This is a genomic window from Bradyrhizobium sp. SZCCHNS1022 (assembly GCF_032484835.1).
In the GTDB taxonomy this organism is placed as follows: Bacteria; Pseudomonadota; Alphaproteobacteria; order Rhizobiales; family Xanthobacteraceae; genus Bradyrhizobium.
Genome location: NZ_JAUETT010000001.1, coordinates 359,210 through 381,738 on the forward strand (window position 1 = coordinate 359,210; position 22,529 = coordinate 381,738).

18 protein-coding genes are annotated in these 22,529 nt (G+C 64.7%); 5 read left to right on the plus strand and 13 right to left on the minus strand.

The features are described 5' to 3' along the window. Window positions 1–43 precede the first annotated feature (43 nt). The 4 genes from QX071_RS01625 to QX071_RS01640 all read right to left on the minus strand — a co-directional run bounded on the left by QX071_RS01625 (window position 44) and on the right by QX071_RS01640 (window position 5,242). The gene (locus QX071_RS01625) at window positions 44–742 is read right to left on the minus strand and encodes an RNA polymerase sigma factor (RefSeq protein ID WP_315702597.1); all 699 of its coding nucleotides are present in this window, start codon (window positions 740–742) and stop codon (window positions 44–46) included. 87 nt (window positions 743–829) lie between these two features. Next, entirely contained in the window at window positions 830–2,455 is a 1,626-nt protein-coding gene (locus QX071_RS01630; protein ID WP_315702596.1) for an FMN-binding glutamate synthase family protein, read from the minus strand. A 256-nt stretch (window positions 2,456–2,711) separates the two neighbouring features. Beyond that, a complete protein-coding gene (locus QX071_RS01635) occupies window positions 2,712–4,280 on the minus strand; it encodes an acyl-CoA synthetase (RefSeq protein ID WP_315702595.1) in 1,569 nt (522 codons plus the stop codon). 188 nt (window positions 4,281–4,468) lie between these two features. Further along, the gene (locus tag QX071_RS01640) at window positions 4,469–5,242 is read right to left on the minus strand and encodes a ferredoxin--NADP reductase (protein ID WP_315702594.1); all 774 of its coding nucleotides are present in this window, start codon (window positions 5,240–5,242) and stop codon (window positions 4,469–4,471) included. Window positions 5,243–5,527: 285 nt separating this feature from the next. On the opposite strand from QX071_RS01640, the gene QX071_RS01645 reads away from it, so the two are divergent. The 4 genes from QX071_RS01645 to QX071_RS01660 all read left to right on the plus strand — a co-directional run bounded on the left by QX071_RS01645 (window position 5,528) and on the right by QX071_RS01660 (window position 10,471). Then, on the plus strand, window positions 5,528–6,469 hold the full coding sequence (locus QX071_RS01645) for a RimK-like protein (protein ID WP_315702593.1): 942 nt from the start codon (window positions 5,528–5,530) through the stop codon (window positions 6,467–6,469). Between the two features lie 145 nt (window positions 6,470–6,614). Continuing rightward, complete coding sequence (locus tag QX071_RS01650; RefSeq protein ID WP_315702592.1) at window positions 6,615–7,616, plus strand: NADP-dependent oxidoreductase; 1,002 nt, start codon at window positions 6,615–6,617, stop codon at window positions 7,614–7,616. A gap of 105 nt (window positions 7,617–7,721) precedes the next feature. Beyond that, window positions 7,722–8,861: an FAD-dependent monooxygenase gene (locus QX071_RS01655; protein ID WP_315702591.1), complete on the plus strand. Its 1,140-nt coding sequence runs from the start codon at window positions 7,722–7,724 to the stop codon at window positions 8,859–8,861. Then, complete coding sequence (locus QX071_RS01660) at window positions 8,858–10,471, plus strand: benzoate-CoA ligase family protein (protein WP_315702590.1); 1,614 nt, start codon at window positions 8,858–8,860, stop codon at window positions 10,469–10,471. The genes QX071_RS01655 and QX071_RS01660 overlap by 4 nt, the downstream gene beginning before the upstream one ends. Before the next feature lie 290 nt (window positions 10,472–10,761). Here QX071_RS01660 and QX071_RS01665 read toward each other — a convergent pair whose 3' ends face one another. Beyond that, a complete protein-coding gene (locus tag QX071_RS01665; protein ID WP_315702589.1) occupies window positions 10,762–11,271 on the minus strand; it encodes a MarR family transcriptional regulator in 510 nt (169 codons plus the stop codon). Then, window positions 11,261–11,893: a maleylacetoacetate isomerase gene (maiA, locus tag QX071_RS01670; protein WP_315702588.1), complete on the minus strand. Its 633-nt coding sequence runs from the start codon at window positions 11,891–11,893 to the stop codon at window positions 11,261–11,263. The genes QX071_RS01665 and maiA overlap by 11 nt, the downstream gene beginning before the upstream one ends. 97 nt (window positions 11,894–11,990) lie before the next feature. Between maiA and gtdA the strand changes: the two genes are divergently transcribed. Then, window positions 11,991–13,028, plus strand: a complete 1,038-nt coding sequence (gene gtdA / locus QX071_RS01675; RefSeq protein ID WP_315702587.1) for a gentisate 1,2-dioxygenase — start codon at window positions 11,991–11,993, stop codon at window positions 13,026–13,028. Between the two features lie 75 nt (window positions 13,029–13,103). Here the strand turns inward: gtdA and QX071_RS01680 are convergent, their stop codons facing one another. The 7 genes from QX071_RS01680 to QX071_RS01710 all read right to left on the minus strand — a co-directional run bounded on the left by QX071_RS01680 (window position 13,104) and on the right by QX071_RS01710 (window position 22,522). Further along, window positions 13,104–13,937: an ABC transporter permease gene (locus QX071_RS01680; protein ID WP_315702586.1), complete on the minus strand. Its 834-nt coding sequence runs from the start codon at window positions 13,935–13,937 to the stop codon at window positions 13,104–13,106. Continuing rightward, window positions 13,930–14,703, minus strand: coding sequence for an ABC transporter ATP-binding protein (locus tag QX071_RS01685; RefSeq protein WP_315702585.1), 774 nt, complete (start codon window positions 14,701–14,703; stop codon window positions 13,930–13,932). The genes QX071_RS01680 and QX071_RS01685 overlap by 8 nt, the downstream gene beginning before the upstream one ends. A 44-nt stretch (window positions 14,704–14,747) precedes the next feature. Further along, window positions 14,748–15,752: an ABC transporter substrate-binding protein gene (locus QX071_RS01690; protein WP_315702584.1), complete on the minus strand. Its 1,005-nt coding sequence runs from the start codon at window positions 15,750–15,752 to the stop codon at window positions 14,748–14,750. 32 nt (window positions 15,753–15,784) lie between these two features. Continuing rightward, complete coding sequence (locus tag QX071_RS01695; RefSeq protein WP_315702583.1) at window positions 15,785–17,149, minus strand: FAD-dependent oxidoreductase; 1,365 nt, start codon at window positions 17,147–17,149, stop codon at window positions 15,785–15,787. A gap of 117 nt (window positions 17,150–17,266) precedes the next feature. Further along, on the minus strand, window positions 17,267–19,282 hold the full coding sequence (locus QX071_RS01700; RefSeq protein ID WP_315750663.1) for a HAMP domain-containing methyl-accepting chemotaxis protein: 2,016 nt from the start codon (window positions 19,280–19,282) through the stop codon (window positions 17,267–17,269). Between the two features lie 33 nt (window positions 19,283–19,315). Continuing rightward, window positions 19,316–20,260, minus strand: a complete 945-nt coding sequence (locus QX071_RS01705) for a TRAP transporter substrate-binding protein (RefSeq protein WP_315702581.1) — start codon at window positions 20,258–20,260, stop codon at window positions 19,316–19,318. 228 nt (window positions 20,261–20,488) lie between these two features. Further along, window positions 20,489–22,522 (minus strand): HAMP domain-containing methyl-accepting chemotaxis protein, encoded by a 2,034-nt coding sequence (locus tag QX071_RS01710; protein WP_315702580.1) that lies wholly within the window; start codon window positions 22,520–22,522, stop codon window positions 20,489–20,491. Window positions 22,523–22,529 lie beyond the last annotated feature (7 nt).

Consider the following 22,529-nt stretch of genomic DNA (forward strand, 5'->3'; position numbering starts at 1 on the left):
AGGGATTGGATGAAGAACCGAGGCCGACGTTCCCGAAAAAGAATCAGATCGGAAAGCCGAGCCGTTTGAGCACCGCGTCGGTCAGCTTCTCGCAGCGACGGCCGGCAAACGGAAAGGCGTCGAGGACGACGGGACCGATCTCCTTCTCGACGTTGTGCCGCAACAGCGAGCGGGCGCGGTGCAGGCGCGTCTTGACGGTCTCGGGCTTCAGCTCCAGCAGTGCGGCAGTCTCCTCGATGCTCATCTCCTCGATCACGCGGGCAATGAAGACCAGACGAAACGGCTGCGGCAACTCATCGATGGCGCGTTCGACGACGCCCTGGATCTGGCGCTGTGCCATGGATTTTTCCGGATCGTTCGATGCGGCGGGAAAGGGAATGATCTCGGCCTCAGGGGTGCGTTCCGCGGGCCTTTCCAGTTGCACGGTGGGCCGGCGCCCGCGCAGCCGCCCCATCGCTTCGTTCATGGCAATGCGTGTGAGCCAGGTCGAGAGGCTGGAATCGCCGCGAAAGCTCTCCAGATGCGTGAGCGCCCGGACATAGGTCTCCTGCACCACGTCCTCAGCTTCGGCATCGTTGCGCAGGATGCCGCGGGCGATCCGGAACAGGCGACGGTTGTTCGCCAGCAGGATGGCCCGGATGGCCGTCTCGTCGCGCGCCCTTGCCCGCCGGATCAGCTCATCCTCGCCGCCCGGCGCAGCGGATGGGGTCGTGGCCGTCGTCCAAGGCGTTGTCCAAGCCATTGTCGCTCACCCAAATTGAGGAACTCGTGACTTAGATGCAAGCCGGGCCCGGAAGTTCCCGAAAAAGGATGGCGCCGGCAACGCCTCTCACGATGCCGGCGCAAACGTATCCGCACGGGCCATCCGCCAGGCATCGCGATAACGCTGGTCTTCGGTGCCCCCGAGCAATTCACCCGGCTGCAATGCCGGATAGAGTTGTGCAAACGAGGAGACCTCAGTGGTCGAGGTCCGCTGCGAGAAGTGGATCGGCCGCAGGTCTTGCGGATGTTCGAGGCCGGCGGCAGCCAGCAGCTCGGCCAGCGCATGCAACGTCGCGTGGTGATAGTTGTAGACGCGCTCCAGCTTGTGCGGCACCACCAGCGCGCGGCTGCGGGTCGGATCCTGCGTGGCCACGCCGGTCGGGCAACGATCGGTGTGGCAGCTCAAGGACTGGATGCAGCCGAGCGCGAACATGAAACCGCGTGCGGAATTGCACCAGTCGGCACCGATCGACATCGCGCGCGCCATGTCGAAAGCGGTCGCAACCTTGCCGGAGGCGCCGATCTTGATGCGGTCGCGGATGTTGAGACCCACCAGCGCGTTATGGACGAAGTTGACGCCCTCGCGCATCGGCATGCCCAGATGGTCCATGAATTCGAGCGGCGCCGCACCGGTGCCGCCTTCATTGCCGTCGACTACGATGAAATCGGGATAGATGCCGGTCTCCAGCATCGCCTTGCAGATCGCCAGGAACTCCCAGGTATGACCGATGCAGAGCTTGAAGCCGGCCGGCTTGCCGCCGGACAGTTTTCGCATCTCGCCGATGAACTGCATCATGCCGATGGGCGTGGAGAAAGCGCGATGCGCTGGCGGGGAGATGCAATCCTCCCCCATCGCCACGCCGCGGATCTTGGAAATCTCCTCCGAGACCTTTGCCGCCGGCAGCACGCCACCATGACCGGGCTTGGCGCCCTGGCTGATCTTGAGCTCGACCATCTTGATCTGGTCCAGGCCGGCGACCCGCGCGAAGGCTTCCGGGTCGAACGCGCCGTCGCGACGGCGGCAGCCGAAATAGCCGGAGCCGATCTCCCAGATGATGTCGCCGCCCATCTCGGCGTGATAGGGGCTGAAGCCGCCCTCGCCCGTGTCATGGGCGAAGCCGCCCTTCTTGGCGCCACCGTTCAGCGCGCGCACCGCATTCGGGCTGAGCGCGCCGAAGCTCATCGCCGAGATGTTGAAGACAGACGCCGAATAGGGCTTGGTGCAATCCGGGCCGCCGATCTGAATCCGGAACTTCTCTTCCGCATGCGGCTTCGGCGCGACCGAATGGTGCAGCCATTCATAACCTTCGCGATAGACGTCCTCCTGGGTCCCGAACGGCCGCTTGTCGAGCGCCATCTTGGCGCGCTGATAGACCACGGCGCGGGTGTCGCGTGAGAACGGCATGCCGTCCTTCTCGCTCTCGAAGAAATACTGCCGCATCTCCGGGCGGATTTCCTCGAGCAGGAAACGCATATGGGCGGAGATCGGATAGTTGCGCAGCACTGCGTGGCTCCGCTGCACGAGATCGTGGATGCCGAGCAGGGTGAGCGCGCCGAAGATCAGGAGCGGAAGCAGGACCAGATCGAAGATCTTGCGATCGTAGAGCCCGAGCGCCAGCAGCAGCGCCGTGACCACCACGCAGATCGTCAGGACGATGAAGCGGGGCGAGAGCGGGAGCAGCAAGGTTTCCATGAAATCCCTCGGGGCCAATGTCGTCGGCAGGCGTCGGCGATGTCGCTTCTACGGGATGTAGCGGAGCAACGTTACCAAAGGACTAGGCTGGCCGGCAGCCTGTACCGACAGCGTGCCCGCAAGATTACGAGTTCCCGCAGCAATCATCTATCGCCCAACCGGCTAGTCTTTCGACTTAGCTGTTGCGGCGCAACGCCTCCAGTCACGACCTCCCGCCGCGTCTGTCGTCCTGATCACCTTCCGGTGAGCGGTGAGCTCATGGGCTTTCGGCAAACAGATCGGCATGCATTTCGCGCAATTGGCGCTTCAACAGCTTGCCGCTGGGGTTTTTCGGCAGCGCATCGACGAAGACGACGCGCTTCGGGGTCTTGAACGACGCGAGCCGGCCCGAGACCTGCTTGAGGATGTCCTCCTCGGTCGGCCGGCAGCCGGACTTGGCCACGACCACCGCCACCACCGCCTCGACCCAGCGCGGATGCGGCAGGCCGACCACGGCGACCTCCGAAACCTCGGGGATCAGATACAGCGCCTCCTCGACCTCGCGACTCGCGACATTCTCGCCGCCGGTCTTGATCATGTCCTTCTTGCGGTCGACGATGGTGACGTAGCCTTCGTCGTCGATGGTGGCGAGATCGCCGGAGTGGAACCAGCCACCGGAGAAAGCTGCCGCGGTGCGCTCGTCATCGTGGAAATAGCCGAGCATCAGATGCGGCGAGCGATGCACGACCTCGCCGACCACCCCGGGGGGCACGTCATTCATCTGATCGTCGACCACCCGAGTCTCGACATTGAGCACGGCGCGCCCGCAGGAGCCGGGCTTGCGCAGCTGATCCTCTGGCCCGAGCATGGTGGCGAGCGGCGCGATCTCGGTCTGGCCGTAGAGATTCCACAGCCGCACGTCGGGCAGCCGCTGCGCGAGCTCGCGCAACACCTCGACCGGCATGATGGAGGCGCCGTAATAGCCCTTGCGCAACGACGACAGATCGGTGGTCTCGAACAGCGGCGAGCGCAGGATCGAAATCCACACCGTCGGCGGCGCGAAGAACGAGGTGATGCGATATTTCGCCATCAGCGGCAGCAGATTGTCCGGGGTCGGAAACGCGGTGATGATGCTGGTGCCGCCGACATAGATGGCCGGGCCGAAGAACACGTCGAGCTGTGCGCAGTGATAGAGCGGCAAGGCGTGCAGCGTGACGTCGTCGGCCGCGATGCCAGCGTCGACCACGCAGGAAACATACTGCCAGATCACGGCATCATGAGTCAGCATCGCGCCCTTGGGCAGCGACTCGGTGCCGGAGGTGTAGACGATCTGCGCGAGATCGCTCCCGTTGAGCTCGACATCCGGCACTGGGGCGGCAGATGCCGCGAGCGCGGCGAAATCGATCATGTCCGCCTGGCGCTCGCTTGGGCCTTCCGACGGCAGCCAGATCAACTGTTCGACCGCCGGCGCCAAATCCCTGGCAGCGCGCGCCAACGGCGCGAAGCCGCTATCGGTCGCAAGCAGGCGTGCGCCGGCATGCTTGAGGATGTAGGCGACTTCCTCCGGCTTGAGCATGAAGTTGATGGGGACCAGCACGGCACCGAGCCGAGCCAACGCAAAGCGCAGCGCGGCAAAAGCATGCGAGTTGCGGGCGAGGATGGCAATGCGTTCGCCCTTGCCGATGCCGCCTTCGGCGAGGCCAGCCGCGAGACGGTCGACGATGGCGTTGAATTCGGAATAGCTCCAGCTGACATCGCCGCAGATGACGGCCGTCTTCTGTGGCGTGCGCGCCGCGCTGCGCCGCAGGAGATCGCCGAGCGTTTGCCGCCGTATGATGGAATTCATGCATGTCCCCTGTCATCACGGGGGACGGCCGCGCGAGGCGCGATCAAATCCCCTCCCTGCTGCGCCGGGCCTTCGTGGGCCCGGTCCTTGCGGCTGAACCTCGCACAGCCGCTTCAAAACCTGCAAGGGAGGATATTGGCAGGAAAGGCGGCGCCCCGATTGCGTCGAGGCGCCGGTAAGCTGACGTATCAGCGCTCGACGAACGCCTTCTCGATCACGAAATGGCCGGGCGTGTTGCCGCTGCCTTCGACGAAGCCGCCGGACTCGAACATGCCCTTCAGCTCCTCCAGCATCGCCGGACTGCCGCACATCATGATGCGGTCCGTTTCGATGTTCAGCGGCGGCTGGCCGATATCCTTGAACAGCTGCTCGGAGGTGATCAGGTCGGTGATGCGGCCGCGATTGCGGAACGGCTCGCGGGTGACGGTCGGATAATACTGCAGCTTCTCCTCGAGCAGCGGCCCGAACAGTTCGTCCTCGCGCAGCTTGGCCACGACGGTCTCGCCATAGGCGAGCTCGGCGACTTGGCGGCAGCCATGCACCAGCACGATGTTGTCGAAGCGGTCGTAGACGTCCGGATCCTTGATCAGGCTGGCGAAGGGCGCAAGGCCGGTGCCGGTCGACAGGAGCAGCAGCCGGCTACCGGGCAAGAGATTGTCGGTGATCAGCGTGCCCGTCGCCTTGCGGCCGACCAGGATGGTGTCGCCTTCCTTGATCTTTTGCAGGCGGGAGGTCAGCGGACCGTCCTGGACCTTGATGCTGAAGAATTCGAGCTCTTCCTCGTGGTTGGCGCTGGCCATGCTGTAGGCGCGGAGCAGCGGCCTGCCCTCGACCTCGAGGCCAATCATCGCGAACTGGCCGTTCTGGAAGCGGAAACCGGAATCGCGGGTGGCTCGGAAGGAGAACAGGGTGTCCGTCCAGTGCTGGACGGAAAGAACTTTCTCTCGATAGAACGCGCTCATGATGTTTGTTTCTTCACGCAGGCTGATGTTGGAAGAAATGGGCTGCGCCGCAAAATGACTGCAACCCTCTGTAACTGCTGCAGATTTGTCGTCGCCTGATGTACACAAAACCGGCCGGAAATCAACCCGCTGCAATGCACAATCGATAGCCGGCAAATGCATGCCGGCCTATGCTCCCCAGCGGCCCCGGAGATTCATTCGTACACAAACGATCTTCGCAATTTACTTGTTGAAGCCCGATCTTCCCAGCACTTAAATTCCGCATCCTTGGCCAATCCTTGAGCAATGCTTAACCGCCCCCGGATCCTGATCGACGCTGTCAGGCGTTACTGCGCCGAGCACGGGATTGCGCTCGACATCCGGGCCGAGGGCTGGCTGCTCGTGCTCCATCGCGCCGGCCGGCGGAACCTGATCTTCGGCTACGACCTTGGCCTGAACAGTGCGGTGGCGCACCGATTGGCCAGCGACAAGGCGGCAACCGCGGACCTACTTAGCCTGTCCGGCCTGCCCGCGGTGCCTCATGCGTTCTTCATCGCACCAGCATTCGACGGGGACGCCGAGACTCCGTGGCCTTCGATGCTGGACTTGCTCGAAGCGCATCCCGCCGGGCTTGTCGTGAAACCCAACGAGGGCACGTCGGGACGCTTTGTGACGCACGTCCTGCGGCGGGACCAGCTGGTGGATGCCGTGACCGGCCTGTTTGCGGCCAACACGAACGTCGCGATCTCGCCCTTTCTCGACATCGAGGACGAGGTGCGCGTGGTGCAGCTCGATGGCTCGCCACTCCTGGTCTACCGCAAAGAGCGGCCAAGCGTGGTCGGCGACGGCGAACGAACGCTACTGGAGCTTGCGCTGGCGACGGTCGCGCCTTCAAAGGGGAAGGGGATGCTCGCGCGCTTGCGGGACGACTTCAGCGCGACCGCGCTTGCGGCCATCGTGCCGGCCGGCGAGCCGCGGCTGCTCAATTGGCGGCACAATCTCGAGGCGGGCGCCAAGCCTGTGCTCCTCGATGGCGACCCGGCGCGCGAGGCCTGCGTGATGCTGGCAGCGCAGGCCGCACAGGTGATCGGCATCCGCTTCGCCTCGATCGACGTGGTATATGCAGAAGGCCGCTGGCAGGTGCTGGAGATCAATTCCGGCGTGATGATGGAAGCCCTCGGCAGGCGATATCCCGACGCGGTCTATGCGGCGTATCGCGCTGCGCTGGATAAGGTGTTTGCGAGCTGACGACGGCCGATCGCGCGCTGTCCAACGGCCACTTCCGGAGGGTTTGCCAGTGCCTCCCCAATATGGGATGAGGCCATAAACAACAGCGCCGCATGTGTTCTCAACGACATCAAGTTGCGGCGCCGGAGCGCAGGGAGCGAAGCTTATGAGCAACACGACCAATCGCCAGATCCTTCTGGTCGAAAAGCCGAGCGGCAAGCTCGGCCCTGAGCATTTCCGCTTGGTCGAGGGCGCAATACCAGAGCCGAAGGACGGCGAGGCTTTGCTCCGCGTGCGCTACATCTCGCTCGATGCCGCCAACCGCGCCTGGATGCAGGGCGCGACCTATCGGTCCGCAGTGGAGGCGAACAGCGTCATGGCGGGCGGCGCGGTCGCCGAAGTTATCTCGTCCAAGGCGCCCGGCCTTGCTGCCGGCGACATCGTATTCGGCGACACCGGTTGGCAGGATTATGCAGTCGTATCAGCGAAGCACCTCGTCAAACTGCCGAAGATCGAGCCGCTGACCCATCTGCTCAGCGTCTACGGCATCGCCGGCCTGACCGCCTATTTCGGCCTGCTGGAGATCGGCAGGCCGAAGGCCGGAGACACCGTGGTGGTCTCCGCCGCCGCCGGCTCGGTGGGTTCGATCGTCGGGCAGATCGCCAAGATCAAGGGCTGCCGCGTGATCGGCATTGCCGGCGGCAAGGACAAATGCAGTTGGCTGACATCCGAGCTCGGCTTCGATGCTGCGGTCGACTACAAAGAGGGCGCTGTGTTCAAGGCGCTGAAGGCGGCGGCACCTGACGGCGTCGACGTCTATTTCGACAATGTCGGCGGCGATATTCTCGAAGCCTGCCTGCCGCTGATGAAGAATTACGGCCGGATCGCCTGCTGTGGGGCCGTCTCGCAATATGACCAGGCTCCCTCGGCGCACGGCCCGCGCGGCGTGCCCGGGCTGATCGTGGTGAAGCGGCTGGTGATGCAGGGCTTCATCGTGACGGACTTCATGGACCGCCGCGACCAGGCGATCGCCGACCTGCAGAGCTGGGTGGCCTCGGGCCGGCTGAAGGTGCAGGAAGACGTCATCGACGGACTGGAGAACACGCCGAAAGCGCTGATCGGCCTGTTGGCCGGCGAGAACCGCGGCAAGCGCATGGTCCGGGTCTAACTCGCCTCTCTCCTCCCCGATCGCAAATTCCGCTGGCGCGTTCCGCGCCGGCGGATTAGTCTCACCCAAAATAAACAGTATACTGTCAATTGGGAGGAGAGGCGCGTGCGTATTGCCGTGCTCGGCGGTGGCCCTGGCGGGCTCTATTTCGCTTATCTGTGGAAGAAGCGTCATCCGGACGCCGAGGTCGATCTGTTCGAGCAGAACCCGGCGGATGCGACCTGGGGCTTCGGCGTGGTGTTCTCGGAACAGGCGCTCGAATTCCTGCGCGCCGACGATCCGGACGCCGTGGACGCGATCGCGCCGCACATGGAGAGCTGGCGCAACATCACGCTGAATTTGCGCGGGCAAAGCGTCGAGATCGACGGCGTCGGCTTCTCCGCGATCGGCCGGCTGGACCTGCTCCGACTGCTGCAGGCGCGCGCGGAAAGCGTCGGCGTTGCCGCACGCTACGGCACCCAGGTGCAATCCTTGGATCAGCTTGCAGGCTACGACCTGATCGTCGCCGCCGACGGGCTGAACTCGCTGGCACGCCGGACCTACGAAGGCGATTTCGGCTTCTCGATCTCCCATTCCAGCAACAAGTTCGCCTGGTACGGCACCAGCAAGACCTTCCCGACACTGTCGCAGACTTTCGTCGCAACCAAGCGCGGCTTCTTCAACGCTCATCACTACCGCTATTCGCCCGAGATGAGCACGTTCCTGGTCGAATGCGACCGGGCGACATGGCAGGCCTATGGCTTCGCCGAGATGTCGATCGAGGACTCGAAGGCGATCTGCGAAGAGGTCTTCGCTGCCACGCTGGACGGCCATCCCCTGGTCTCGAACCGCTCGGTGTGGCGCAACTTTCCCTGGGTCTGGAACGAGCATTGGTGGCATCGCAATGTCGTGCTGATCGGCGATGCCTTGCACACGGCGCATTTCTCGATCGGTTCCGGCACACGGCTGGCGATCGAGGACGCGATCGCATTGCTCAAAGCGCTGGAGGCCGAACGGCGCATCCAGGACGGGCTGGCGCGCTACCAAGCGGAACGGCAGCCGATCGTGAAGAAGCTGGTGGCGGCGGCGCGCACCAGCGCCGATTGGTATGAGAAATTCCCCGGGCATATGAAACTCGATCTGCTGGATTTCGCCTACAGTTACATCACCCGCTCGGGCCGGATCGACGACGCACGTCTGCGTGCAATGTCGCCGCAGTTCATGGCGCGCTATGAGGGATCGCGCGGCAAGGGAGGACGATCATGAGCAACGAGATCGTCGATCAGGTCCCTTGCGACAGCTCGGGCGCGCGCGAGATCGGTTTCGCGATCCCTTCGCGCTACAACGCCAGCCGCATCCTGTTCGACAACCTCAGGAAGGGACGCGGCGACCATCCGGCGCTGATCGGCCCCGCAGGTTCGCGCAGCTATGCGGAGCTCTGCGCGGAAGCCTGCCGCTGGGGCAACGGCTTTGCCTCGCTCGGGCTGGCGCGCGGCGATCGCATCCTGTTGTTTCTTGACGACACGCCGGCCTATCCAGCCGCGTTCTTCGGCGCGGTGCGCGCCGGCTTCGTGCCGCTGCTGATCAACACGCTGACGCCGCCGGATCTGTTGCAGTTTTATCTTGCCGATTCCGGCGCGAAGGTCGCCGTCGCCGATGCGGAATTCGCGGCGCGGTTCGACGCCCAAGCCTGCGCGAATACGAGCCTGCGCACGCTCGTCGTGGTCAATGGCGAGGTCGGTCGCAACGCAGCGCCGGAGGCGTTGAGCGCCGCGCATTGGCTGGCCGGCTTCCCGGTCGAACTCGCCGAGGCCGAGACCGACCGCAACGAGATGGCGTTCTGGATGTATTCGTCCGGCTCGACCGGACGGCCCAAGGGAATCGTCCATCTGCAGCACGACATGGCCTATAGCGATCAGGCCTTTGCGAAGAATGTGCTGCGACTCAAGCCCGACGACATCTGCTTCTCGGTGCCGAAGATCTTCTTCGCCTATGGCTTCGGCAATTCCATCACCTTCCCGTTCTCGGCGGGGGCGACGACGTTGCTGCTGCCGGGCCAGCCGAAGCCGGCGGCGATCTTCGAGGCGATCGGGCGTTTTCGCCCGACCGTATTCTTCGGCCTGCCGACGCTCTACACCGCACTGACCAAAGCCGATGGCGCAAGAGCCACCGACTTCTCCCCGCTACGCATGGCGATCTCCGCCGCGGAGGTGCTGTCGGCCGAGGTCTTCGATGGCTGGAAGGAGCTGACGGGGCTCGAGATCATCGAGGGGCTCGGTTCGACCGAAGTGCTGCACATCTACCTTTCCAATCGCGAGGACCGCAAGAAGCTCGGCGCAGCGGGCTTGCGTGTGCCGGGTTATGAGATCGCGCTGCGCGACAGCGACGGCCGCGAGGTCGGCACCGGTGAGGAAGGCATTCTGTGGGTGCGCGGCGATTCCAATACCCCGCTCTATTGGAATCGTCCGGACAAGACAACGGAGACCATCCGCGAGGAGGGGTGGATTTACACCGGCGACCGCTTCACGCGCGACGCGGACGGTTTTCATTTCTTCCGCGGCCGCGCCGATGACCTGGTCAAGATCTCCGGCCAATGGGTCTATCCGCTCGAGGTCGAATTATGCCTGATCGAGCACCCCGAGGTGCGCGAGTGCGCCGTGTTCGCGCATGAGCTGCCGGACCGCCGCATGAGCCTGAAGGCCGTGGTGGTGATCAACGGGGCAAACTACGACGAACGGGAGACGACCAAGCGGCTACAGGATCATGTGAAGGCAACGCTGTTACCCTACAAATATCCGCGCGAGATCGTGTTCGTCGATGAGCTGCCGAAGACCGGAACCGGCAAGATCGATCGCCAGGCGGTGATGCGGATGTGAGCCTAGAGCATGATCCGGAAAAGGGGGGAACCGGCTTTCCCTCGCGACAAACGCCATAGGCGTTTGCGCGGAGATCATGCTCAATCAAAAAGATGAGCTCACGATGCGCTTCCTTCTAATCGCATCATGATCTCGGACGTCGCCGTACACTCGCCCGTCATTGCGAGCGAAGCGAAGCAATCCAGAATTACGCCAAAACTCTAGATTGCTTCGTCGCTTCGCTCCTCGCAATGACGGATTCATCGAGCTCTTTTGTGGGACCGAGACGAAAGCGAGCAGGCGTATCTCTCTCAACCCGCCTTTCCCAACCGCTCCAACGCGTCCTCGGCGCGCAGCGGCACGCGCGAGGCCTCGTTGTTGAGATCGACGAGTTGCGACAGCAGCGCCAGCAGGGTCTTGCGGTCGGCCGGCTTGAGCGGCGCCAGCATGCGCGCCTGCGCGCGGTTCACCGATGACATGACGTTGCGCAACAGCGCTGCGCCGGCCTTCGTGATGGCGAGCAGCTTGACCCGCTTGTCCCCGGGCGACGCCTCGCGCGCGATATAATCCTTCGCTTCCAGCCGCTCGATCACGCTGCCCAGCGTGGACCGATCGAAGGCGATCACGGCCGACAGCCTGGTGGCATCGATGCCGGGATGGGTCTGGATCGCGACCAGCGCGGCATACTGCACCGGCGTGAGGTCGAACGCCCTGCATTCCTCCATGAAGATCGAGACCGCGATCTGCTGCATGCGCCGAAACAGATAACCCGGCTTGCCGTAGACCGCGTCCATCGTGATGTCAGGCGGCTTACTCGGCATCGCGCTGGCGCTCCGGGGCGGCATCGGCGAAGGCCGGCTGCGCCTTTGCCGCGGCCTCCGCCTGCAACAGCCGCGGGAAAGCGGCGACATCGACGCCGAAACGCCGGGCGTTGCCGAGCTGGGGCACGAGGCAGAGATCGGCCAGCGTCGGCGCAACACCAAAACAGAACGGTCCCGGCTCGTGCTTGATCAAGGCTTCGCAGGCGGCGAGCCCTTCGCGATTGACCCAGCCGGCCCAGGCCGTGACCTTATCCTCGGGCAGGCCGAGCTCACGCAGCCGCGCCAGCACCTTCAGGTTCTGCACCGGATGCGTGTCGCAGGCGAGCACCTGCGCGAAGGCCCGCACCCTGGCACGGGTGAGCGGATCCTTCGGCAACAGCGGCGGCACGGGATGGGTCTCGTCGAGCCATTCGATGATGGCCAGCGACTGGATCAGCACGGCGCCGCCGTCGCCTTCCAGCGTCGGGACGAAGCCTTGCGGGTTGAGCTTCAGATAATCAGGCGCGCGTTGTTCGCCCTTGCGAAGGTGATGCGGCAGATGCTCGGCGGTGAGCCCTTTGAGGTTCAGCGCGATCCTGACCCGATAGGACGCACTGCTGCGGAAATAGCCGTGCAGCTTCATCGTGATCCTCCCTTGAACGCTGTCATTATGCCCGCAATTGACGCTCGTGAAATCGTCAGTATACTGTCAATCAACAACAAGGTCACGGGAGGCGCTCATGGCAGCCATTTCGACGCCCGAACGCGAGGCGTTCTACAAGAAGATCGACGGCCAGAACCTTACCGCATTGTGGACCGTGATGAGCGACCTCATCACGCCGGAACCGAAGAGCGGGTGCCGTCCGCATCTGTGGCAGTTTGCAGCCATCCGCGACTACATGGTGGAGGCCGGCCGGCTGATCACGGCGAAGGAGGCCGAGCGGCGCGTGCTGATCCTGGAGAATCCGGGCCTGCGCGGTCAATCCAAGGTCACCACCTCGCTCTATGCTGGAATCCAGATGGTGATCCCCGGCGACATCGCGCCGGCGCATCGGCACAGCCAATCAGCGCTGCGCTTCGTGCTCGAAGGCAAAGGCGCTTTCACCACGGTCGACGGCGAGCGCACCCTGATGCAGCCCGGCGATTTCGTCATTACGCCGTCGATGACTTGGCACGATCACGGCAACGAGACCTCCGAGCCGATGTTCTGGCTCGATGGGCTCGACATCCCGCTGGTGCAGTTCCTGGACGCCTCCTTTGCGGAAGGATCGAAGGAGGATCAGCAGAAGGTCGCCCGTCCCAGCGGCGACAGCTTCGCCCGCTACGGCCACAATCTGCTGCCGGTCGATGCCAAGGCGAGATCCAGGACCTCGCCGATCTTCAGCTATCCCTATTCCTACACCCGCGAGGCCCTGGAACAGGCGAAGCGGCGCGACGAATGGGACGCCTGCCACGGGCTGAAGCTGAAATTCTCCAACCCCGAGACCGGCGATTTCGCGATGCCGACCATCGGCACTTTCATTCAGCTGCTGCCGAAGGGCTTCAAGACGGCGCGCTATCGGTCAACAGATGCGACCGTGTTCACGGCGGTCGAAGGCCGGGGTCGCACGCGGATCGGCGAGCAGACATTCGAGTGGGGCCCGCGCGATCTATTCGTGGTGCCGAGCTGGCAGTGGGTCACACACGAGGCCGACGAAGACGCGGTGCTGTTCTCGTTCTCGGACCGGCCGGTGCAGCAGAAGCTCGACCTGTTCCGGGAAGACCGGGGGAATGCTTGAACGCTTTCTGCTTCGTCATGGCCGGGCTTGACCCGGGCATGACGACCTTTTAGTTGGCCGCAGCGCTCTCCTCAACTATCGCCAATGCAGCAGCCGGGCCTCCAGCAGGCTGATCAGCTTTCCAATCGCGAGCCCGAACACAGATAGAACGACGATGCCGGCCATCAGCTGATCGGTCTGCATCAGATTGCCGGCCTGCAGCACGAAGGTGCCGATACCTGTGTCGGCGCCAATCATCTCGGCAGAGACCACCAGCATCAGTGCGACCGAGGCGGTGATACGAAAGCCGGCCAGGATCGATGGCAGTGCGCCGGGCCAGATCACGCGGCGCACGATGGTGGCAAACGGCACGTCGAAGCTCTGCGCCATCCGGATCAGGTTGCGCGGCACCGCATCGACGCCGCTATAGACCGAGATGGTGGTGGAGAAGAACACGCCGAGCGCGATGGTCGCAATCTTCGGCGCTTCGCCGATGCCGAGCCACAAGATGAGCAGCGGCAGCACCGCGATCTTCGGGATCGGAAACAGCGCCGAGACGAAGGTGATGCCGACGCTGCGCGCGATGCGCGACAGACCGATCGCGAAACCGACGACGATGCCTGAGACGGTGCCGAGCGCCCAGCCGACACCGATCCGAAACAGCGACACCGAAACATGCTGCCAGAGCGCACCGGAGATCGCGAGTTGGTAAAGTGCGCGGGCGATCGCGAAGGGCGTCGGCAGGAACAACGGATTGACCAGCGCGAGGCTACCAGCTGCCTGCCACAACGCGAGCACGGTTGCGAGCGCGATCCAGCCGGCGGAGCGACTAGTCGCCGGGGTGAAGCCCGCGCCGCGAAAGCGGATCGGCCGCAGCGCGCCGGTCGCCTGACCTGAAGCGGGCTCGGAGCTCTCAGCACGGTCAAGCATGCTGGACCTCGCGCTCGGCATCGATCGCCTCGGCACGGATCAGAGACCACAAATCATTCTGCAAACGCAGCAGGCGTTCGCGCAAGCCGACGTCGCCACGCTCGGCACGGGTCATCGGAACAGTGACGACCTCGCGGATGCGGCCGGGACGCCGCGAGAGCACGACGATGCGGTCGGCGAGACGCACCGCTTCCTCCAGATTATGCGTGACATAGATCGCGCCCATGCCGCCGTCCGCCAGCAGGCCGACGAAGTCCTCCAGCAACAATTCGCGTGTCTGCGAATCCAACGCCGATAACGGCTCGTCCATCAGCAGCATCGCAGGCTTGACCGCCAGCGCCCGCGCGATGCCGACGCGCTGGCACATGCCGCCGGACAGCTGCTTCGGATAGGCGCCGCGGAAGTCGGACAGCCCGGTGCGGCGAAGCGCATCATCGACCGCAGCAAGGCGCTGCTGCGTCGAGAGCTCGGTGTGCAGAAGCGGAAACGCGACGTTGTCCTCCACCGTGCTCCAGGGCAATAGCGCGAAATCCTGGAACACGAAGGTCAGCGGATTGAGACTGTCCGGCGGCGGCGCACCGCGCAACATAGCCTGTCCTTCGCTCGGCTGCAGCAGGCCGCCGAGGATCGACAGCAGCGTGCTCTTGCCGCAACCGGATGGCCCGACGATCGCCACCACCTCGCCGGCGGAGACTGTGAACGAGACGCCATCGAGCACGTCGAGCGTGTCGAAGCGATGACTGATATGGTCGGCGATCAGGTCCATTGCGGTCTCTCGGATTCAGGGGCGCAGGAGGCCCGGGCGCCCTTCTAATCCGGCTTCACGTAATCCTTGGCGATGATGCTCTCGGCATCATAGCCCTTGTCGGCGAAACCTTGCGCCTGCAGCCATTTGATCTGGTTGTCGACATTCTTCACGTCGAGTTTGCCGTGGGGATCGATATAGGCGCAATTGCCGGCCACCTGCTCGACCGGCAGATTGGTATATTTGCCGATGATCTCGAGCAGTGGCCTGGTCTTGTCGTCAATCACGGCTACCCCGTCCTTGATCGAGACAAGAATCACATCGTGATATTCACGATCCGCGCGCTCGAGAGCACCGAGCAAACGAGTGACCACCGTCTTGTCGGCCAGCGCCTTCGGGGATGCGAATACGGCGCCCAGTTGCCACGGTGTTTCGTCACCCACCCAGCCCAGCAGCTTGGCGCCGCCGTCATCCATCAGCTTGCGCGCGGTCGAGACCGGCAGCAGCGCTGCATCCACCGTCTCGCCTTTCAGTGCGGCCGCCACGTTTGACAGCGACTGCAAGGGCACGATCTTCACGTCCGACAGCTTGAACCCATCCTTTTCGGCGAGCAGGCCGAGCGAGTAGTGAAAGCTCGAGCCCACCTGCGTGACCGCAATGCGCTTGCCGGCCAGATCCTTCGGCGTCTTAAGGCCGGACGCGTAGGCCTTGTTGCTGGCGAAGTAACCGATCAGCGGATAACCCGGCTTCTCCCGGCTCATCCCCCCGATCACCTTCAATGTGCCTTTGCCGGCGAGATTGTAGAGCCCGGCGGTGAAGGCAGTGATGCCGAAATCGACATCGCCCGTGGCGGTCGCAACCGCAATCGGCTGCGCCGCATCGAAGAACTTCAACTCGACGTCGAGCCCGGCCTCGCGGAAATAGCCCTTGTCCTGGGCGATGAACACCGGCGCGGAGGATGACAGCCGCAGCACGCCGATCTTCACCTTCGCCGGTTCATCGGCGCGCGCGAGCGCCATGCTGGCCAGGGCAAGAAGCGCGGCCAACAAAGGCCTGGCATGCTGGATCATACGTCTCCTCCGGATCTAGAGCTGTTGCGCGTCTAAAGGCCCGTCGGGACCTGCTGATGCCGCCCGATAAAGGCCCCCCGCTGTGTCAGCTCCAGTTGGAGCGTGTCAATCGAGATCTCACGGGGCCGGGTCTTGGCGGCAAGCGATTGCGCCGCGGCGGCGCCAGCGGCTTCCCCCATCGCAAAACAGGCGCCGGAGACGCGCGCCGCCGACTGGCCCTCATGTGTCATCGATGCACAGCGACCCGCGACCAGAAGGTTATCGATGCCTTCGGGAACCAGCATGTGGTAGGGCAGCTCGTTGTACCCGCGCGATTGGGGGATCGGTGGAAACTTAAAGATCACATCGCCGGCGACGTGGGCCTCGATCGGCCAACCGTTGACGCCGATGGAATCGGAGAAGGACGCGCAACCGAGCACATCCTCTCCGGTCAGGCAGTAACCGCCGGTGACGCGCCGGGTCTCGCGGATGCCGAGCTGGGGCGGCAGATCGACGATGTAAGCCTGTTCGAAGCCGGGCACCGTGCGCAGGAACTCGAAGGCCTCGACGGCCTGTCGCCGGCCCACGATCTCACCCTGAGTGAGATCATCGGCCACGATGCCGCTGATCGCGCTGCCATCCGCGCGTGCCAGCTGAGTGAAGTTCACCCGCCATTCGACCGGCGATCGTTGTGGCCGAACAATTGCCGCCTTGCGCGGGAATTTGTGCGTACCTGCAGCCTCGGCAGCTGCCATCAGCCGCGGGATGGTCTGCCACGCCTCGCCCGCCCGCGCCGGATCGATGCCATTGAGGCGAAACATCATCGAGGGGTAGAGCATGTGCCCCTCGCCGTCGCCGACTTCGAACGGCGCGCCGGCCCAGGCCGCGAGGTCGCCGTCGCCGGAACAATCGATGAAGATGTTCGCGCGCACGGCCTGCCGTCCGGACTTGGTCTCAATCGCAAGCGCCGCGATGTTGCGCGCGTCGTCCATGACGACGCCGGCCCCGAGTGCATGGAACAGGATGTCGACCTTATGCGCCGCTAGCAGGTCGTCGGCGGCGATCTTGTAGGCGGCGGTGTCATAGGCCTGTGCGAGGATCTTGCCGAGCACCAGGTGCGGCGCGTTCAATCCGCCGAGACGATCGATGCGCGCGAGCAGCTCGGTCGCGACACCTTGCACGACGCGATGCATCTCGCCATGGACATTGGCATGCAGCCCGCAGAAATTGGTCACGCCCGCCGCGGTGCCCATGCCGCCGAGAAAGCCGTACCGCTCGATCAGCAGCGTGCGCCGTCCTGCGCGGGCGGCAGCAACCGACGCCGCAATCCCGGCCGGGCCACCGCCGAGCACTGCAACTTCGTACTCGCCATAAACCGGGATTCGACGGGCGGGCTCTTCAATGACCTTGGACGACAAGCTGGCGTTTCCCCGGATGCAGGCCCGCATCATGCATCGTCGAGACCGGTTTGACCACCCGCGCGAACGGAGCTCACGCGGGTTTCAGTTACGGACGCAATTTGGCGATCCTACCGCTCAGGCCGCCGAGCGGATAGTCTTGAGGAAATCGGCGACGTTGCTCTTCAGCGAGACCGCCTGCTGCTGCAGCGCCGCGGCCGCTGCAAGCGCAGCTTCGGCGCCGGCGTCGGTCTCGCCGGCCACCGCACGGACATCGACAATCTCGCGGCTTACCGCGGCGGTACCGCTCGCGGCTTCCTCGACATTGCGCGCGATCTCGCCGGTCGCCGCCCCCTGCTGTTCGACCGCCGAGGCGATCGCGTTGGAGATTTCCGCCATCTCGCGCACCGTGGATTCGAACTGCGTGATCGCGCTCACCGTCTCATCCGTCGCGTCCTGGATCGTGGCGATCTGGCTTGCGATCTGCTCGGTCGCCTGTGCGGTCTGTGAGGCCAGGTTCTTCACCTCGCTCGCCACGATCGCAAAGCCCTTGCCGGCATCGCCGGCGCGCGCCGCTTCGATGGTCGCATTCAATGCCAGCAGATTGGTCTGGCTGGCGATCGCCTGGATCAGCTGAATGATATTGCCGATCTTCTCCGCCGCACTCGACAGCCCGTTCACCAGTTCGGAGGTGCGCTGGGTTTCCTGCGTGGCGCGGTTGGAGACCGCGACCGAGCGTTGCACCTGGCTCGAGATCTCGCGGATCGAAGCGGCGAGCTCCTGAGTGGCGGAGGCCACCGTCTGCACGTTGACCGAGGCCTGCTCGGCGCGGTTGGCGACGGCTTCGGCGAGTCCACGGCCGCGCTCGGCGACCCGCGCCAGATCGCTGGCGCTGCTCCCCATCTGGTCGGCGCGGCCGCCGACGCCGGTGATAACACCCTGCATGCCCTGCTCGAAGCGGCTGGCGAGCTCGGCCATCATCCTGTTCCGGTCAGCCTCGGCCGCTTCGCGTTGCGCGGCGGCCTCCTGCTCCATACGGCGAACCGCCAGCGCATTGTCGCGGAACACTTCGACTGCCCGGGCCATGCGGCCGATCTCGTCGCGCTGCTCGCCGCCGGGAATCGGCTGCTCCAATTCGCCTGAAGCCAGCGACTGCATGCGGTCGGTCATGCCGCGGATCGGACCCGAGACGCTGCCACCGATCAGCCAGGCCAGCACGCAGCCCAGCACGAGCGCCACGGCCGCGGTCGTGATCACTGTCTGGCGGGTGTCGCCGACCGCGACCGCGGTCTTGTCGCCCTGTTCGGCGCGCATGGCGCCGAGCCTTTGGTTGATGCGATGGACCTGCTCCTCGATTGCCGTGCTGGCATTGACGAGCTCTGCCTGCTTGCTGCGGAGGTCCGAAGCTGCCTTGACGACTTCGTCCAGCGCCGCCGCGTCCGCCGTAAGCTCAGCCTTCAATGCCGCAACCAGCATCTTCAGCTTGGCCTCGCTGGTCGGAGCGATTTCGGTCTCGGTCGCGGCAACGACGGCCTGCGCGTTGGCCAATGTGTTCTTGGCATCGATGGCATCGGCATTGGCGAGCGTCGTTCCAAAGCGCATCGCCGAAACGCGCACGCCGTCCACCGCGGCGGCAATCCGTAGCGGCTGGAACAAGCGCTGGGTATCAGTCCGATTGGCGAGCGCAACCTGAATGCCCGCGGCATCGAGCCCGGCGGTCGCGCCGTGAGCGTCGGTCTTGGTGGTCGCCGCGCGCAGCCGGTCGACTGCGTCAGCCGCGGCGGAGAACGCCGACCGGTAGATGTTCAATGCAGCACGAACCTGGCCAAGCCCCTCCGCGATCGCACCCAGCTTGCCGTAGCGTTGCTCGACCTGATCGGCGAGCTGGCTGACATTCTCAATCGCCTTGGTCGCCGCGTCCTTGTCGCCGACGTTCCAGGTGCGGATGAACTTCTCCACGGCACCGTTGGCACTCAACAGTGCGGCCCGCACCTGCGACATCGCGGCATCGCCTGCGGCACTGGTCACGAGTTCGTTGACGGTGCCGCCGATATGCTCGACCTGGACCACGGCGAAGCCTGCGAGCAGCACGAGAAAGCTCAGGACCAGCGCGAAGCCGCCGAAGATGCGCGGGCGGATACCGATCAAAGACATGATGGAAGAGGTTTTCATGATACTGCCGTGCACTTAGCGGGTGGACCGGATGGCGGCGATCAGCTCCTTGCCGAACCGCTTCTCGAATTCGGGATCGAGCGGCTTGACCGCATCGACGAAAGCCTGGCGGTCGATCTTGTCGACGACCTCCATTCCCGCGGCACGCAACTCCTGCAGCTTGGCGCCGTCGACCTGAGCCTGCCAGGTTGCCTCGGCGCCGGCCTTGGCTGCCGCGATCATCGCTTCCTGCTCGGCCGGCTCGAGCTGTTCGAACATCGCGCGATTGGCGACGAAGGCCACCGGCGCGAAGAAGTGGCCGGACATGGTCAGATATTTCTGGACCTCGAAGAAGCGGCTCGTGGCGATGGTGGTCAGCGGGTTCTCCTCGCCGTCGAGCCGGCCGTCCTTCAGCGCGGTATAGACCAGCGGGAAATCCATCGGGACCGCTTCGGCGCCGAGCGCCTTGAAGGCCATCTTGTAGGTCTCGTTGGGGATCACCCGGATCTTGAGACCCTTGATGTCTTCAGGGGTGCGAATCGGGCGCTTGGAATTGGTGAGATTGCGGAATCCCTGCTTGCCGAGCGCGAGCAGCACCAACCCCTTGTCGGCGAACTTGGCGGCGATCTGCGCGCCGATCGGGCCCTGCATCACCGCCTTGGCATGAGCCTCGTCGCGGAACAGAAATGGAATATCGAACACGCTTAGCTCGGGCACGACGGCGCTGACGACGCCACCGGTCAGGACGGCCGCGTCGAGGGCGCCCGAACGCGTCGCGGACAGGATGATGGGCTCGCCGCCAAGTGCGTTGCCGGAGCGCGCATCCACGATGAAGCGGTGGCTTGCCGCAAGCTTCTCACGAAACTCCGCAGGCCCCGCCGCCACCGAGATCATCCGCGGGGCGGATACGCCCTGATGTGGCGCAAGCAGCGCAGCCCCCATGATGCCGGCGATCCAAAATTCTCGAAACGTCTTGCCCATAGCCCCACCGTTACGTTCAGCCCATGCGAACGGATAGCAAGGAATGGTAGGAAAGGTATTAAGGGCGGGTATGTGCGCGCGCGAGAGGGGATGCTTGCGGCACGCATGGCGAGCGCGCGCTCACAATGCGGAGCTGCCGCAACGGGCGTGCCTAACGATGAGAGGCCCGCGCGAACCAACGCGCGGGCCTCTCGTCGCCAGACGCCGAAAACTGGAACTCAGGCGCAGCTACGCCGCCGAGCGGATGGTCTTGAGGAAATCGGCGACGTTGCTCTTCAACGAGACCGCCTGCTGCTGCAGCGCCGCCGCGGCTGCAAGTGCAGCTTCGGCGCCGGCATCGGTCTCGCCGGCCACCGCACGGACATCGACGATCTCGCGGCTCACCGCGGCGGTGCCGCTCGCGGCCTCCTCGACATTGCGCGCGATCTCGCCGGTCGCCGCCCCCTGCTGTTCGACCGCCGAGGCGATCGCGTTGGAGATTTCCGCCATCTCGCGCACCGTGGATTCGAACTGCGTGATCGCGCTCACCGTCTCATCCGTCGCGTCCTGGATCGTGGCGATCTGGCTTGCGATCTGCTCGGTCGCCTGTGCGGTCTGTGAGGCCAGGTTCTTCACCTCGCTCGCCACGATCGCAAAGCCCTTGCCGGCATCGCCGGCGCGCGCCGCTTCGATGGTCGCATTCAACGCCAGCAGGTTGGTCTGGCTGGCGATCGCCTGGATCAGCTGGATGATGTTGCCGATCTTCTCCGCCGCACTCGACAGCCCGTTCACCAGTTCGGAGGTGCGCTGGGTTTCCTGCGTGGCGCGATTGGAGACCGCGACCGAGCGCTGCACCTGGCTCGAGATCTCGCGGATCGAGGCGGCGAGTTCCTGAGTGGCGGAGGCCACCGTCTGCACGTTGACCGAGGCCTGCTCGGCGCGGTTGGCGACGGCTTCGGCCAACCCACGGCCACGCTCGGCGACCCGCGCCAAATCGCTGGCGCTGCTCCCCATTTGATCGGCGCGGCCGCCGACGCCGGTGATAACACCCTGCATGCCCTGCTCGAAGCGGCTGGCGAGTTCGGCCATCATCCTGGTCCGGTCAGCCTCGGCCGCTTCGCGTTGCGCGGCGGCCTCCTGCTCCATGCGGCGAACCGCCAGCGCATTGTCGCGGAACACTTCGACTGCCCGGGCCATGCGGCCGATCTCGTCGCGCTGCTCGCCGCCGGGAATCGGCTGCTCCAATTCGCCTGCAGCCAGCGACTGCATGCGGTCGGTCATGCCGCGGATCGGACCTGAGACGCTGCCACCGATCAGCCAGGCCAGCATCGCGCCCACGACAAGCGCGGCGGCGGCGGTATAGATCACGGTCGTCCACGTATCCTGGACAGAGGCGGCGGTTCTGTCGCCCTGCTCCGCACGCACGACGCCAAGCCTCTGATTGATGCGATCCACCTGCCCGTCGATCGCCAGCGAAGCCTTGGAGAGATCGGCCTGCTTGGCGCGCAGATCGGCGGCGACCTTGATCACCTCCTCAAGCGCGGCGGCATCAGCAGTCAGCGCGGCCTTCAAGGCGGTCACCAGCGACTTCAGTTTGGCCTCGGCGGTCGGAGCAAGCTCGGCCTCCGCATCTCCCAGTGCGGCCTGGGCGTAGCTCAAAGTCAGCTTGGCATCGTCGGCATCGCCTGTCGCCAGCGTAGCTGCATAGCGCATCACCGCGATCCGGACCGTATCGACGGTGCCGGCGAGGCGCATCGAATTGATCAGGCGTTCCGAATCGGTGCTGTTGGCAAGCGCGACCTGGATGCCACCGGCAACGAGGCCGGCGGTGGCGCCCTGGACGTCCGTCTTGGTGGTCGCCGCCCGCAGCCGATCGACAGCGTCAGCTGCAGCGGCGAATGACGACCGATACGATTCCAGCGCGCTCCGGACCGGACCAACGCCGTCAGCGATGTCCTTGAGCTTGCCGAATCTCTGATCAACTTGGTCCACAAGCCGACCGACATTGTCGATCGCTTTGGTCGCGATGTCCTTATCCCCGAGGTTCCAGGTGCGGATGAACTTCTCCACCGCACTGTTTGCACCGAGCAGCGCGGCGCGAACCTGCGACATCGCCGCGTCGCCGTCGGCACTGGTCACCAGTTCGTTGACGGTGCCGCCGATGTGCTCGACCTGGACGACAGCGAAGCCTGCCAGCACGACGAGGAAACTGAGAACCAGCGCGAAGCCACCGAAGATCCGGGGGCGGATGCCGATCGCGGACAGCAAGGACGAGAGTTTCATGGGATGA

Coding starts and splice junctions, on each gene's coding strand:
- QX071_RS01705 (WP_315702581.1), bottom strand. CDS start 20,260: ATGGGCAAGACGTTTCGAGAATTTTGGATCGCCGGCATCATGGGGGCT.
- QX071_RS01645 (WP_315702593.1), top strand. CDS start 5,528: ATGCTTAACCGCCCCCGGATCCTGATCGACGCTGTCAGGCGTTACTGC.
- QX071_RS01640 (WP_315702594.1), bottom strand. CDS start 5,242: ATGAGCGCGTTCTATCGAGAGAAAGTTCTTTCCGTCCAGCACTGGACG.
- QX071_RS01685 (WP_315702585.1), bottom strand. CDS start 14,703: ATGGACCTGATCGCCGACCATATCAGTCATCGCTTCGACACGCTCGAC.
- QX071_RS01680 (WP_315702586.1), bottom strand. CDS start 13,937: ATGCTTGACCGTGCTGAGAGCTCCGAGCCCGCTTCAGGTCAGGCGACC.
- QX071_RS01710 (WP_315702580.1), bottom strand. CDS start 22,522: ATGAAACTCTCGTCCTTGCTGTCCGCGATCGGCATCCGCCCCCGGATC.
- QX071_RS01625 (WP_315702597.1), bottom strand. CDS start 742: ATGGCTTGGACAACGCCTTGGACGACGGCCACGACCCCATCCGCTGCG.
- QX071_RS01665 (WP_315702589.1), bottom strand. CDS start 11,271: ATGCCGAGTAAGCCGCCTGACATCACGATGGACGCGGTCTACGGCAAG.
- QX071_RS01700 (WP_315750663.1), bottom strand. CDS start 19,282: ATGTCTTTGATCGGTATCCGCCCGCGCATCTTCGGCGGCTTCGCGCTG.
- gtdA (WP_315702587.1), top strand. CDS start 11,991: ATGGCAGCCATTTCGACGCCCGAACGCGAGGCGTTCTACAAGAAGATC.
- QX071_RS01635 (WP_315702595.1), bottom strand. CDS start 4,280: ATGAATTCCATCATACGGCGGCAAACGCTCGGCGATCTCCTGCGGCGC.
- QX071_RS01660 (WP_315702590.1), top strand. CDS start 8,858: ATGAGCAACGAGATCGTCGATCAGGTCCCTTGCGACAGCTCGGGCGCG.
- QX071_RS01630 (WP_315702596.1), bottom strand. CDS start 2,455: ATGGAAACCTTGCTGCTCCCGCTCTCGCCCCGCTTCATCGTCCTGACG.
- maiA (WP_315702588.1), bottom strand. CDS start 11,893: ATGAAGCTGCACGGCTATTTCCGCAGCAGTGCGTCCTATCGGGTCAGG.
- QX071_RS01650 (WP_315702592.1), top strand. CDS start 6,615: ATGAGCAACACGACCAATCGCCAGATCCTTCTGGTCGAAAAGCCGAGC.
- QX071_RS01690 (WP_315702584.1), bottom strand. CDS start 15,752: ATGATCCAGCATGCCAGGCCTTTGTTGGCCGCGCTTCTTGCCCTGGCC.